This window comes from Neoluteolibacter marinus (genome assembly GCF_014904755.1).
GTDB classification, from domain to species: Bacteria; Verrucomicrobiota; Verrucomicrobiia; order Verrucomicrobiales; family Akkermansiaceae; genus Haloferula; species Haloferula marina.
Genome location: NZ_JACZFQ010000110.1, coordinates 1 through 13,317, shown reverse-complemented (window position 1 = coordinate 13,317; position 13,317 = coordinate 1). Strand labels below are relative to the sequence as shown.

General features: G+C 63.5%; 10 protein-coding genes and 1 pseudogene. 5 read left to right on the top strand and 6 right to left on the bottom strand.

The genetic code is table 11. From position 1 onward, the window contains the following. Positions 1-37 precede the first annotated feature (37 nt). From galK to IG178_RS21855, 4 genes are all read right to left on the bottom strand, one after another. Complete coding sequence (galK, locus tag IG178_RS21870) at positions 38-1,216, bottom strand: galactokinase (RefSeq protein WP_193214720.1); 1,179 nt, start codon at positions 1,214-1,216, stop codon at positions 38-40. Positions 1,217-1,244: 28 nt separating this feature from the next. Further along, on the bottom strand, positions 1,245-5,114 hold the full coding sequence (locus tag IG178_RS21865; RefSeq protein ID WP_193214719.1) for a glycoside hydrolase family 2 TIM barrel-domain containing protein: 3,870 nt from the start codon (positions 5,112-5,114) through the stop codon (positions 1,245-1,247). A gap of 163 nt (positions 5,115-5,277) precedes the next feature. Continuing rightward, positions 5,278-6,918: a solute:sodium symporter family transporter gene (locus IG178_RS21860; protein WP_193214718.1), complete on the bottom strand. Its 1,641-nt coding sequence runs from the start codon at positions 6,916-6,918 to the stop codon at positions 5,278-5,280. Positions 6,919-7,054: 136 nt separating this feature from the next. Next, positions 7,055-8,203, bottom strand: a complete 1,149-nt coding sequence (locus IG178_RS21855) for an aldose epimerase family protein (protein ID WP_193214717.1) — start codon at positions 8,201-8,203, stop codon at positions 7,055-7,057. A gap of 144 nt (positions 8,204-8,347) precedes the next feature. On the opposite strand from IG178_RS21855, the gene IG178_RS21850 reads away from it, so the two are divergent. From IG178_RS21850 to IG178_RS21830, 5 genes are all read left to right on the top strand, one after another. After that, the gene (locus tag IG178_RS21850; RefSeq protein ID WP_193214716.1) at positions 8,348-8,791 is read left to right on the top strand and encodes a GAF domain-containing protein; all 444 of its coding nucleotides are present in this window, start codon (positions 8,348-8,350) and stop codon (positions 8,789-8,791) included. Between the two features lie 56 nt (positions 8,792-8,847). Next, the gene (locus IG178_RS21845; protein ID WP_193214715.1) at positions 8,848-9,336 is read left to right on the top strand and encodes a Jag family protein; all 489 of its coding nucleotides are present in this window, start codon (positions 8,848-8,850) and stop codon (positions 9,334-9,336) included. Beyond that, positions 9,333-9,800, top strand: a complete 468-nt coding sequence (locus tag IG178_RS21840) for a DoxX family protein (protein WP_193214714.1) — start codon at positions 9,333-9,335, stop codon at positions 9,798-9,800. The genes IG178_RS21845 and IG178_RS21840 overlap by 4 nt, the downstream gene beginning before the upstream one ends. A gap of 3 nt (positions 9,801-9,803) precedes the next feature. Continuing rightward, positions 9,804-10,151 carry an acyl-CoA thioesterase gene (locus tag IG178_RS21835; RefSeq protein ID WP_193214713.1) on the top strand — a complete coding sequence of 116 codons (348 nt, stop codon included), beginning with the start codon at positions 9,804-9,806 and terminating at the stop codon, positions 10,149-10,151. An 87-nt stretch (positions 10,152-10,238) separates the two neighbouring features. Continuing rightward, positions 10,239-11,801: an NAD(P)/FAD-dependent oxidoreductase gene (locus IG178_RS21830; protein WP_193214712.1), complete on the top strand. Its 1,563-nt coding sequence runs from the start codon at positions 10,239-10,241 to the stop codon at positions 11,799-11,801. Positions 11,802-11,815: 14 nt separating this feature from the next. Here IG178_RS21830 and IG178_RS21825 read toward each other — a convergent pair whose 3' ends face one another. Continuing rightward, entirely contained in the window at positions 11,816-12,211 is a 396-nt protein-coding gene (locus tag IG178_RS21825; protein WP_193214711.1) for a hypothetical protein, read from the bottom strand. 137 nt (positions 12,212-12,348) lie between these two features. Further along, positions 12,349-13,317, bottom strand: a pseudogene (locus IG178_RS21820) (thrombospondin type 3 repeat-containing protein); the annotation flags it as partial.

Here is a 13,317-nt window from a genome sequence, read left to right as displayed (position 1 = left end):
TCCGGAGATCCGCCCTGCTTTCAATCGATCCGGGGCCTCACATCAGGTGGGCGCCGAGTGAAGGCCGCGACGCGAAGATCTGCGGGGTGATGCCGGTGGCCTCCTTGTATTTTTCGGCCATGGTGGCGGCGATCGCCTCGGCCTTGCGCGACTCGCACAAGGTCACGGTTGATCCGCCGAAGCCGCCGCCGGTCATGCGGGCGCCGATCACACCGCCGCTGCGGCCGATCGCGCGGGCGATTTCCACCATCAGGTCGAGCTCCTTGCAAGACACCTCGAAGTCGTCGCGAAGGGAGTCGTGGCTGGCCGCCATCAAGGGTCCGAGGGCCTCGAAGTCATTCTTTGCAAGCGCCTCGGCGGCGGCGATGGTGCGGGCGATTTCACCGACGACGTGGCGCGAACGGCGGTTCACCGGGTCGCCCATCGAGGTCCAGCGGGACTCGACGTCGGCGGCGGTGGCGTCGCGCCAGGATTTCTTGCCGATCGCGGCGAGGCCTTCCTCGGTGTTCTTGCGGCGGGCGGCATAGCCGCCGTCCGACAGCTCGTGGTGGACCATCGTGTTGGCGATGAGGACCGTTAGGTCGGGGTTCTCGAAGGGCACCATTTCCGGTTCCCCGGTCATGCAATCGATCAGCACCAGCCGGTTCGGCTTGCCGAAGGCGGAGGCGAACTGGTCCATGATGCCGCAGGGGACGCTGGCGAAGTCGTGCTCCGCCTTCTGGCAGAGAAGCGCCTTCTCCTTGGTGTCGAGGACCGTGTCGACCAGGCCCTCGAGCAAGGTGGCCATGCAGCACTCCAGCGCGGCGGAGGAGGAGAGGCCGGCACCGCCGGGGACCGACGAAATGATGAAGGCATCGAAGCCGGGGAGGTGATGGCCGCGGTCCTGGAAGCCCTGGAACACCCCGCGCAGGTAGTTGGCCCATTTCGGGGTGCCGACCTGTTGCGGAACGTTCAATTCGAGGATCGCCGGCTCGCCCCCGAGCGCCGTGGCGACGCGGGCCTGGCCGGTGCCGTTAAGCGCGGCGGCCATGACGATGTAGCGGTCGATCGCGAACGGCATGACGAAGCCGTCGCAGTAGTCGATGTGCTCGCCGATCAGGTTCACGCGGCCGGGAGCAGCGGCCACAACGCTGGCATCGCAGCCGAATTGTTCCTTGAGGCCGGCGGAGGCGTCGGCGGCGAGGTCGGAAAGGGAGGTGGCGAGGTCGAGGGACATGGGAAGTCGGGTTCTCAAACGGGTGGGATCACTCGGCGGGTTGGGTTGTTTCAGGAGCCTGCAACGGCGGGGCCGGGGAGTTGCCGGGGACGTTTTCAAGTTTCGAGCCTGCTCGCACGGGCGCGATCCCGGGTGTCAGCAGGAAGGACCAGTTGAATGTGCCACGGGCAGGGATCCGATATTGTTCCAACGGCTGTTGTCCCCAAGAATTGGTGCCACCAAGTCCCATTTGCCGATGATCGATGTTCAAGAAAATGGTCTTACCAGGGACAAGATCCGATGGGTGGCGGGCCATGTCGATATTGTCCTGTGACACCGGATAGGCGGAGACATTGAGAAGAGACTCTCCAGTGGCATCGACCCTGAGCGCCGGGCCACCGAGGGAAGGGCTGAACTCCGCCCACCGAACTTCAGAAATATTGCCTGACTCCTGGGGGTCGGCATAGGGATAAAAGAGGTTTTTGACCCGGCTGCGATGGGTGGTCGTCCAGCTCCCGTTATTGCGGTCTTGGTAAGACTCATAAGGCCCCTTACCAAACCAAGTGATCGAATCGGTGGTCGCCAGAACCTCTCCTTGCATGCCGATTCGGGGAAGTATCGGGAGGTTGCCCTGGGGAGTGAAACTTGCTGCCACGGAGAGCTGGCCGGAGGGGTGCATTCGCCACCGGATCGTCGCGGAACTTTCCCCAGCGGGAATGGCGATCCGGGAATCCACCACGGCATCGTTGCCATCCTTGGTGACGCTGATTCCACTAGCCTCTGCGTTTTCCCCGGCTCGCCGCCAGATCGAGAGGATACGGGGATACTTGGCGCCCTCGTCGTTGTTTGTTGGCGGGCGCCAGAAATTGAGGCGGAGTGGGGAAACGAGCAGGTCCTTGCCATCTATCCTCCAGGACGAGAGCATGCCGGTCGTCTTGTCGATGGTGGCGATGCTATCGGATCCCTTTAGTATGATTTTATCACCATCTTCCAAATACGAGCTATTCCCCGGGACGGTCCGCGGCTCAGGAGGTTGGCGCTTCGTCCAAGGCAGAGGCAGATACTCCCAAGCAAGTGGCATTCCTGCCGGGTACCACTCGCTGGCCGATTTTTGGTCGATACGGATGCGGAGGATGTATTCGTTTCCATCTGCTGGAGTCACACCCGTGGAAACCGTGAGTTCTGCGGCTTCCTGTGGAGGGATCATCGGAATCTTGATCTCACCCACTGCCGCGGGTATGCCGTTCTTTAGAATTCTCCACGACGCGGTGATGTCGCTGGAATCCCTGAAAAAGCGCTCATTGAAGATTTTGATCTTCAAGTCCGTTGAGGAAAGATCCACGCCGCTTACGTGAAAGTCCTGATGCACCTTCTTGACTTCCTCCATCTGACGGCTCGGCACCAAGATTGGAGAAACGATGCCATTCATGCAGAATGATTTCTGGCTCGGCCGGTCGTTGAAATCGCCACCGTAAGCAAAGATTCCACGGGTGGTCGGCTTCGCGGCGTCTTGGGCGAAATCGAATGACAATAGCGGATCCAAAGCGTTGATGCCGATTTCCTCGGGTGACAGGGCGCGGCCGTAGACCGCAGCCCGGCGGATGGCACCGTCGAAACGACGTTCGGGCTTCTCCGTGTCGATTCCGACGGCGACTTCCCACGCGTTGGTTGCGATCGGACCGCTGCAGGGGCGCGATGCGGCTTCCTTGCCGTCGATGTAGATGACCAGCTTCGAACCGTCGTAAGTTCCGGCGACGGTGTGGAAGGACGAGCGCCAGCCCACCGGCAGATCGGCGTAGACGGCCTCCCAGCGGTCGCCAGTGTAGACGAAGAATTCCAGCTTGGAGCCGTCCGAATTGACCTTGATCATGTAGGAAGTGTCCCCTTTGGAGATGATCGGGTAGCCGTCAGACTCATTGCGGTTGTTGTCACCTCCGCCCTGCGCCTTTGCACCCCCGAAATTTCCCCGGACTTCTGCAATCAGGGTCACGGCTTCGGTGAGGTCGAGATCCGGTGCCGAGCTCACGATCACAGAACCCGCGTAGAGCCCTTCATCGCGCGAGAGTACTCCGTAGAGGCGGGTGGAATGTCCTTTCCCGGAGCGGTCTTCAGCGGCATCGACGCCTTGGATTACCCGGGTAATACCTTGGTCCTTCCAGTCCCAGATAAAGCCGCCCTGGAGGAGACGCTCCTTGCGGAAAATCTCCCAGTAGTCCGCGAGGTTGCCCGAACTGTTGCCCATGGCGTGGTTGTACTCGCACTGGATCATCGGTCGCTGCTGGTCGAGGGGCTTCTTCTCCTCATTCCGGCAATACTCGATGCTGCTGGAAACCGGCGCGTACATCGGCGCGAAAAGATCAACGTGGGCGCGGGTCTGAGCCTGTTCGTAATGGACCGGGCGGGAGGGGTCGCGGCCGTGCAGCCACTTCGAAATCTCGACGAAATTGACACCGTCACCCGATTCGTTGCCCATCGACCACATCACGATGGAGGGGTGGTTCTTGTCGCGCTCCAGGCAATTCTTCATCCGGTCGAGGTGGGCGGGCCCCCAGGACGGGTCCTTGGCCAGGGAATTGGCGTCCGGACCCCAGCCCATGCCGTGGGTTTCGATGTTGGCCTCGTCGACGACGTAGAAGCCGAGTTCGTCGCAGAGTTCGAGAAAGCGCGGGTCGTTCGGATAGTGGGAGCAGCGGACGGCGTTGACGTTGGCCCGCTTCATTTGCAGCAGGTCGGCCATCATGTCCTTCTCGGTGACGTAGTGGCCGGTGCCGGGGTTGTGGTCGTGCCGGTTGACGCCCTTGAAGAGGATCGGCTTCCCGTTGTGGAGGAACTGGCCGTTCTTCACCTCGTTGTGGCGGAAGCCGGTCTTGCCGGCGTAGTGCGCGAGGGCTTTGCCGGTGGCGTCGGAAAGGGTGATGACGTAGGGGTAGAGGGTCGGGAGCTCCGCGGACCACGGTTGGATGCCGGCGAGGGGGGGCGCAGTGAGTTCGACCTCCGCGCTGCTTTCCGGCGCAACCTTGGTGGAGCTATCGCCTGTGTAGAGAACCGCTTTCCCGTCGGGTTGCAGGACTTCGAGCTTCAGTTTCGCGGCGGCCTCCTGCTTGCCGGCATTGGCGATGGCGGCGGAAAACTTCAGGGTGCCTTGGCTGTAGTCGGCGGTGAGCCCGGCCTGCAGCCAGTGGTCGCGCACGTCGAGCACCGGCGAGGTCCGCAGGTAGACGTCGCGGAAAATCCCGCTGAGCCGCCACATGTCCTGGTCCTCGAGGTAGGAGCCGTCGGAGTGCTGGTAGACTTCGACGGCCAGCACGTTTTCGCCGTCCTTGAGATAGCGGGTGAGGTCGAACTCCGCGGTGGTGCGGGAGTCCTGCGAGTAGCCGACCTTCTCGCCGTTGAGCCACAGGTAGAAGGCGGAGTCGACGCCGTTGAAGGCGATCCAGACCGGCTGGTTCTTCCAGCCGTCCGGCACGGTGAAGTTGCGGCGGTAGGAACCGACCGGATTGCGCTGGTCGGCGGGGAAATTGGTGAAGTGCGCCGGCGGTTCGCCCATCACCCGCGGTGGATCGACGGCAAAGGGGTACTCGGAATTCGTGTAAATCGGGATGCCGTATCCCTGCAGCTGCCAGTTCGAAGGCACCGGGATTTCCTTCCACCCGCTGACATCGAAGTCCGGCTTGTAGAAATCCGCCGGCCGGGCATCGGGGGTGCCGCTGTAGTGGAATTTCCACGCGCCGTTGAGGAGCTGGCACCAGGGCGATTCCAGGCGCTTCTTGGTCAGTGCCGCCTCACGGTCGGGGAAGGGCATCGCGGTGGCCCGCGGCGCTTCCTTGTTGATCCGGAAAACCGCCTGGTTTTCCCAATCACGGGTTTGGGCGAGGGCGGGAACGGCGAGCGAAAGGGCGACAACGGCAACGGCTTTCATCGGGCGGGAAGTGGTCTCGGGTCAGCCAAGCGTGGGCGAATTTCGGCCGCTGGCAAAGGGCAAATCGGCTGAAGACAGGGTTCGTCACGGCAGGTCTCCGCGCTGTCGGTGGACAAAAAAAGACCCCACCCGGTCCGGGTGAGGTCAGTGGAGTGGCTGGGGCTCAGCCGCCGAAGCTCGCGAAGCTGGCGTAGATGGCGATGACCAGGATGATCAGCACCAAGCTGGCCCACTTGGCGTTCTTCCAGGGGGTCATGTCGATCGGGGTGCCGGTTTCCAATTTCCACGGAGTGGCCCGCGGGGCAATTGCTCCCCAAGCGACCATGAATACCACGAGTGAGACGAAGACGAATCCAAGGAAGTGGAAATTGTGGCCGAAAAGTTCGTCCAGCTTTTCATCAGCGCCGGGAATAAAGAAATACTTGGAAAGCAAGGTGGCCAAGCCGAGCACGACTGCCCAGAAGGCTGCTTTGGCGGGGACCCGTGAATGGAGCATGCCGACCACCACGACCGCGAAGATCGGGATGAAATAGATCGCGTTCATCTTCTGCAGGTAGGCAAAGATGCTCGGCTGGCTGGCAAGAAGAGGCGCCGCGAACATTCCGGCGATCGCCACCGAAACGACGAATACTTTCGCGGCCTTGACCATTTGCTGTTCCGAGCCCTTGGGGTTGATCACGTGGTGGTAGAGGCCGATCGAGAACAGAGCCGAGGTGCTGTTCAGCGCGGCGTTGAACGAGCTGAGGATGGCTCCGACCATGACGGCGGCGAAGAAACCGGTCAGGTGGGGCGGCAGGACCTCGCGCACCAGGGTGCCGTAGGCTTTATCATTGGAGATGCCGTCCTTGGCGAAGAGGTGGTAGGCCACGATGCCCGGCAGTACCAAGTAGATCGGGCCAAGGAGCTTCAGCAAGCCGGTGAGCAGCACGCCCTTCTGGCCCTCCGCGAGGCTGCTGGCTCCGAAGGTGCGTTGGATAATCTGCTGGTTGGTGCACCAGTAGAAAAGGTTGAGCAGTGCGACCCCGGTAAAAAGGGTGCCGAATGGGACGCTGGTCTGTTTCGTGCCGATCGAGTTGAGGCGGTCGGGGTTGGCTTCCTTCAGAACTTTGAAACCTTCGGCGATGCCACCGCCGTCACTGACCTTGTTCAGGGCGAACCAAGCGATCATGAAACCACCGATGAGAAGGCCGATGCCGTTAATCGTGTCGAGGACCGCGAGAGTCTTGAGGCCGCCGAAGCGGGAATAGAGGGAGCCCATGATGCCGATCATGAAGACTGTGCCCCATAGGATGATGGTGTCGGGCGGCACCTCGTTGCCAAAGATTATCTTCGACTCGGTAATCCCCGTCAGGTTCTTCAGATCGAGCATGTCCGACAGTCCGAGAGCCCCGCTGTAGAGGATGAGGGGAATCAGGATCACCGCGTAGGCGACGAGGAAAACCATGTTCACCAGTGTCTGGGTGGACTTGTTGAAGCGGTTCTCCAAGAACTGGGGGACGGTGGTGATCCCTGCCTTGAGGAATCTCGGCAGGAAAAACAAGGCCATTACCACGAGGGCGATAACGGCGACCACTTCCCAGGCCATCACGGCTAAGCCATCCTTGAAGGCCGAGCCATTGAGTCCGACCATTTGCTCGGTCGAGAGGTTGGTCAGCAACAGTGAACCGGCGATGACAGGAAAGGTGAGCGAGCGGCCGCCCAGGAAGAATCCGTCGGAGGAACCCTTCTCATCCCGGCGGGTGATGATGTAGGTCAGGAACGCTGCGAACAGCGTGAAGGCGAGGAACGATAGAGGTGTCGTCATGGACGGGAACGGATGGGTTTTCTAACGAAGGCGGATTGAAAGGGTGGAGGTCAGCGTCGGCAAGAACCGAGTGTGGCGCGTCATGGGTTGAAAAAAGGCCGCCGGGGGAAACCGGCGGCCTTGGGGATTCATCGCATCACTTGGCGGAAAACTTGAACACCATCGAGTGCTTGTAGGTTTCCCCGGGCCGCAGCACCGCCGACGGGAACGATGCCTGGTTCGGCGCGTCGGGGAAGTTCTCGGTCTCCAGCGCGCAGGCGGTGCGGTAGGCGTATTTCACGCCGTCGCGGCCGGCCACGGTGCCGTCGAGGAAGTTGCCGCCGTAAAACTGGATCGCCGGCTTGTCGGTCGAGATGTCGAGGGTGCGGCCGCTCTTGGGCTCCTGGAGGGTGGCCGCGTGGCGCATGCCTTCGGCCGGGGTGAGCACCCAGGCGTGGTCGTAACCGCCGCCGAACTCGAGGGCTTCGGTCTTCTCGTTGACCCGGTCGCCGATGGCGGTGGGCTTGGTGAAGTCCATCGGGGTGCCGGCCACCGGTGCCAGCTCGCCGGTCGGGATCAGCCCCTTGTCGGTCGGCAGGAACTTGTCGGCATCGAGGGTCAGGACGTGGTCGTTGATTGTCTCGTTCGGGGTGCCGCTGAGGTTCCAGTAGGTGTGCTGGACGATGTTGAGCACGGTCGGCGCGTCGGTGGTGGCGGTGACGTCCCACTTCAGCTCGTTGTCGTCGGTGAGGGTGTAGACCACCTTGGTGGTCAGCGTGCCCGGATACCCTTCCTCGCCGTCCTTGGAGACGTAGGTGAGGGTGACCGAATTGCTGCCGGCATCGGCCGTGGCGTCCCACAGCACCTTGTTGAAGCCGATCTTGCCGCCGTGGAGGTGGCAGGGGATGCCGCCGGGCTCGTTGTTGGTGGCGAGGCTGTATTCCTTGCCGTCGAGGGAGAACTTGCCGTCCTTGATGCGGTTGCCGAAGCGGCCGACGGTCGCGCCGAAGTAGGGGTTGCCGTCGGACAGGTAGCCGGCGGCGTCGTCGAAGCCGTAGGTGATCTCCTGCACCTTGCCGTCCTTGTCGGGCGTTTGCATCGAAACCAGCGTGGCGCCGAGGTCGGAGATCTTGGCGACCAGGCCGTTCTTGTTGGTCAGGGTGTAGAGGTGGGCTTCGCGGCCGTCGGGGAGTTTACCGAAATTTTCCACGGGGATCTTGGAGTTGTCGGCCGAAGATGCGCCGGGTTCTCCGCAGCTGGCAAGGCAGGCAGCTGCCAAGAGGGTCATAACAGGGTTCGTTTTCATGGTTTTTATCAAACGGTGTTGAAAGGTGAAATTGGCTCGTGGCGGTGTAAATCCGAAAACCCGTATGCAGCGCGATCGCTTGGAATGAGCCATGGGCGGAAGATTTCCTTGTTTCCGCCCGACCGGCGGGAGGACATAGGAGCCATGGACCTCGAATTCGATCCCGCCAATGATCCCGCCGTCTGGTTGACCGGGGTGCTCGGTGCCTTCAATTGCCAGACCGGCACGCTTCACCGCAGCGACGGCGACTTCCTCGACCTGGTCGCCCATGTCGGGGTTCCGGAATTCCTGCTGCCGAAGATTTCCCGGATCCCCTTCGGCAAGGGCATCGCCGGGGCGGCGGCCGAGCGGCGCGAACCGGTCGAGCTCTGCAACCTCCAGCAGGACCTGGGCGGGGTGGCCCGTCCGGATGCCCGCGAAACCAAGGTCTCCGGCTCGCTCGCCGTCCCGGTCTTCTCGCCGGACGGGGCGCAGGTGCTGGGGACGCTGGGCGTCGGCATGCAGGCGCCGCATGACTTCACCGCGGAGGAAACCTCGCGCCTCGAGGAGATCGCCGCCGGGGTCGGCCGCAAATGGGCCGCGAATTGAGCCGTGGCGCCCACCGGTCATTGACCCGAGCCGCGATGGATCGTTAGATGGCGGCCATGACACCCGTCGGGGCAGCCAAGAAGATTCTCGACACGATGCTCGGCCATCTCGGTTTCCATGTGAAAATCGAGGAGCAAGGCACCGAGGAGGAGCCGTGCCTGCAAATCGTGACGCCGCGCAGCGAGCTGCTCATCGGCAAGGACGGCGAGCGGCTCGATGACTTGCAGTATCTCGTCAACCGGGTGCTGCGGAAACATTTCCCCAAGGCACCGCGGGTGCGCATCGACTGCGAGCACTACCGGGCGATCCAGGAAGACAAGCTCACGACCGAGGTGCGCAACGCCGCGGAAGGGGTCAAGGCCAGCGGCAAGCCCTTCAAGATGCGCCCGCTCAACGCCTACTACCGTCGCCTCGTCCACAACGCCCTGATCGACGATCACGAGGTCGAGAGCATCTCGCCCGGCGGTGACGACCGGCTCAAGCGCATCCTCATCCGGCCGAAAGGCAAGGACACCGCCGGCAATCCCAGCGAAACCGCGGAATGAAAAAGTTTCTCTTCGACTGCGGGGTCCGCGACCCGCTGGCTTCGGCCGGGCTCCTGGTGCTGCGCGTTTCCTTCGGCCTGATGATGCTGTTCGGGCACGGCCTCATGAAATGGCAGAACTACTCCGAGCTCGTGAAGTCCTGGAAAGTCGTGCCACAGATCTGGCCGCTGTCCTACCTCAGCGAACCGATGAGCCTGATGGCGACCATCGGCGCCGAGGTCTTCGCGGCCGCCTTGATCGCCCTCGGCCTGATGACCCGTCCGGCGGCCTTCGTCCTCGGCTTCGCGATGTGCGTGGCGGCTTTCCAAGTGCACGGTGCCGCTCCGCTGTTCTCGATGTCGGGGCCGTCGAAGGAAATGGCGCTGCTCTACCTCGCGCCCGCCTTTGTCCTGATCATCACCGGTGCCGGCAAGTGGTCGCTGGATGCGGCCATCCTCGGCGACAAGAGGCGCCGCCGCCGCTGAGCCATGGAAACGCATCGTCTGGTCCTGCCCGAGGATCTGAACCACCTCGGGTTCCTGTTCGGCGGGCGCCTGCTCGCCTGGGTCGACGAGGCGTGCTGGATCGCGGCGTCACTCGATTTCCCGCACTGCCAGTTCGTGACCATCGGCATGGACAAGGTGGAGTTCCGCCATTCCGTCCGCCAGGGGACCATCCTGAACATCCGCTGCACCCGCGAGCGCGAGGGCAACACCTCGGCCAGCTACCGGGTGGAAGTCTTCGACCGCCGCAACCATCAGGCCCCGCCGATCTTCTCGACGCTGATCACCTATGTGAGCGTCGATGATTCCGGGAGGAAGCGGAAGATCCGCTGACTTTCCCGCGGCGGGAAGGGTTCTCCGCGGCCCTCCGCCATTCGCAACTTGCCTAGTTGCGCCACTTCCTGCCATCACGGCCCGCCGATGATCGAGACGATCGACCTGATCCTGCCCCTCGCCGCCAGCGAGGATGAATCCGCGTGGGCGGCCGCCGCGGCGAAGAAGCTCGGGCTGGCACCGTCCCGGGTCACCGGCGTGCGCCTGCTCAAGCACTCGCTCGATGCCCGTCAGCGGGCGGTGAAAGTGCAGGTTCGCCTCGAGGTCGCCGTCGACGAGCCGCTCGTCCCGGAGGTGGAGTTGAACTGGTCCGCGCCGCCCTTGCCTGCGAATGCACGCACCGTGGTCATCGTCGGGTGCGGGCCGGCGGGGATGTTCGCGGCGCTCCGGTGCCTTGAACTCGGCCTCAAGCCGATTGTCCTCGAACGCGGGAAGGATGCGTCCGCGCGGCGCTTCGACCTGGCACCCATCCTCCGCCAGGGGGTGGTGATCGAGGACTCGAACTACTGCTTCGGAGAGGGCGGTGCCGGAACCTTCTCCGACGGCAAACTTTACACCCGCGCCACCAAGCGGGGGCCAGTCGCCCGGGTCTACGAAATCCTGGTCGCCCACGGCGCACCGCGGCGAATCCTCACCGATGCCCATCCGCACATCGGTTCGAATCTCTTGCCGAACGTCGTGAAGGCGATGAGGGCCTCGATCCTGGAGGGTGGGGGAGAAGTCCGCTTCCAAACCAAGGTGACCGGACTCATCAGCCGCGACGGCCGATTGCACGGGGTTGTCACGTCCGCCGGCGAGGAGGTCACCGGGGACGCGGTCATCCTCGCGACCGGTCACAGTGCCCGCGACATCTACCGGTTGCTGGCGGCGGAAGGCATTTTGCTGGAGCGGAAGCCCTTTGCCGTCGGGGTGCGGATCGAGCACCCGCAGCCGTTCATCGATGCCCAGCAGTATCATCTTTCCAAGGACGAGCTGCGTCCCGACCTGTTGCCGGCCGCGAGGTATGCGGTGGCGACGAAGATCGACGACCGCGGGGTGCATTCCTTCTGCATGTGTCCCGGCGGGTTCATCGTCCCCGCTTCGACCGAGAACGACGAGGTCGTTGTCAATGGCATGAGCCTGGCACGGCGCGACTCGCCGTTCGCCAACTCGGGCTTGGTGGTGACGGTTGAACCGGAAGACACCGATGCCTTCGCGAAGGAGCACGGGGTGCTGTCGGGCATCGCCTACCAGAAGTCCCTCGAGGTGGCCGCCAAGCAGGCGGGCGGCGGCGGCCAGGTCGCGCCGGGCCAGCGGGTTGCCGATTTCCTCGCCGGCAAGATTTCAGCCGACCTGCCGAAGACCAGCTATCACCCCGGCGGCAAGCCCGCGCCGCTGCACGAGATCCTGCCGCAGGGAATCGTCCGCCGGATGCAGTCGGGCTTGCGCCTGTTCGACCGCAAGATCCGCGGCTATGCCGGCCGGGAAGCCCTGCTGCTGGGCTTCGAGACCCGCACCAGCTCGCCGGTCCGCATTCCGCGCCGGGACGACAGCCTGGAGCATCCCGAGGTCAAAGGCCTCTATCCCTGCGGCGAAGGTGCCGGCTACGCCGGCGGGATCGTCAGCGCGGCGCTCGATGGCATGCGGGTGGCCGAGGCGGTGGCGGGCTGAGCGTGGCTCGATCGCTAGGTCGGCTTTTTGCCGTCCTCCCACTTGCGGCGGGACAGGAACGGCCGGGCGCGCAGGGCCTCTCCGGCGGGCGTGATCTTGCCGTCGACGAGACCGTCGGCGGCATCCACCTCGATCGCCCGCCCGGCGATCTGGTCGCGGGTCGCGATGCCCTTTTCGTCCATCAGCTGGATCAGCGACTCGATGACCAGCCCGGCTTGGCCCAGGTCCCTTTCGAGTTCTTCCACCCGTTGCTCAAGATCCTGGGTCCGGACGCTTTCCCAGCGCCGCTCACGCTCCTCGCTGAAGCGCCGCATCCCTTCGCGATGGGCTTCCAAATCCTTGGCATCGGCGATGCGGCGGAGATGGCTGGCCTGCGCCTGGTCGGGAAAGAAGAAGTCGAAGAAGCTCATGGGAAGCAGATGATGGCGCCGATGGCTCCGGTGGCGATTACAAGTTCGGCAGCGCATTCCGTGGGAAAACAAAATCGGCCATCCTCAACGAGGATGGCCGACCGGGTTACCCTATACCCGTTTATCCCGTGGATTCTTCAGGGTTCGACCGCTTCCACCTCTTCGACCCGGTAGAAACCGGTGCCAATCAAGGCTGGATCGTCGGTGAAGGAATAGGTGTCGACGCCGTTGACCGGATCACCCACCGGGGTGAAATCCAACAGCGTGATGCCGCGTGCGAGGGTGTAGGTCTTCGCGGGGTCGAGGTTTTCCATGTTCAACTCGAAGACGGTGCCCGTCAGTCCGAAGGAGATGACCGTCGGCGGGAGGGCCACGGGATGGTCTTCCGGATCGTTCGGGTCGGTGCCGGCCGTGACTTCGGCGAAGTCATCGTAGCCGTCGCCGTCGGTGTCGACGAGCAGCGGCGAGCTGCCGGTGTTGTTTTCGTCGACGAAGGTGCCGGAGCCGGTTTCCACCTTGTCGCTAAGTCCGTCGCCGTCGGTGTCGGGGTTCTGAGGGTCGGTGCCGGCTGCCAGCTCCGCGGCGTTGTTCAACAAGTCGCCGTCCGGGTCGCCGGTCGCGCCGTTGACCGGGTCGGTGGTGCCAGCGTCGGTGGGCGAGAGGTTGTTCGCCAGTTCCCAGCCGTCGGGCAGCCCGTCGCTGTCGTTGTCGATGGAGTTCGGCACGGCCAGGATCCGGACGTTGTCGACCGAGACCCGGAATCCGTTGAGGTGTTTCAGGAACACCACCAGATTGCCGGCCGGAGGCGTGTCCGAGGTGACCAGGGAGTAGGGCCGGGCGAGACCGCCGGCGCCGATCGTCGTCAGGGCGCTGGCATCGCGCAGCTTGTTGATGACATTGTCGGCGTCGGGATTCCCCGATGCAGGGAGAACGCCATTCTCGTCCATCCAGCCGGGGTAGCCCGGGACCGGGGTGCCGATGGCTGCGGCTGAGAACAGGCCGAACTGGACGACGCCGGTGGCGTAGCCGCCGCGGACCCCCCCGGCGATGTCGATGAGGTAGGTGGTGTTCGCCGCGAAGGGAACGCCGGTATCCTGATAGAGCGA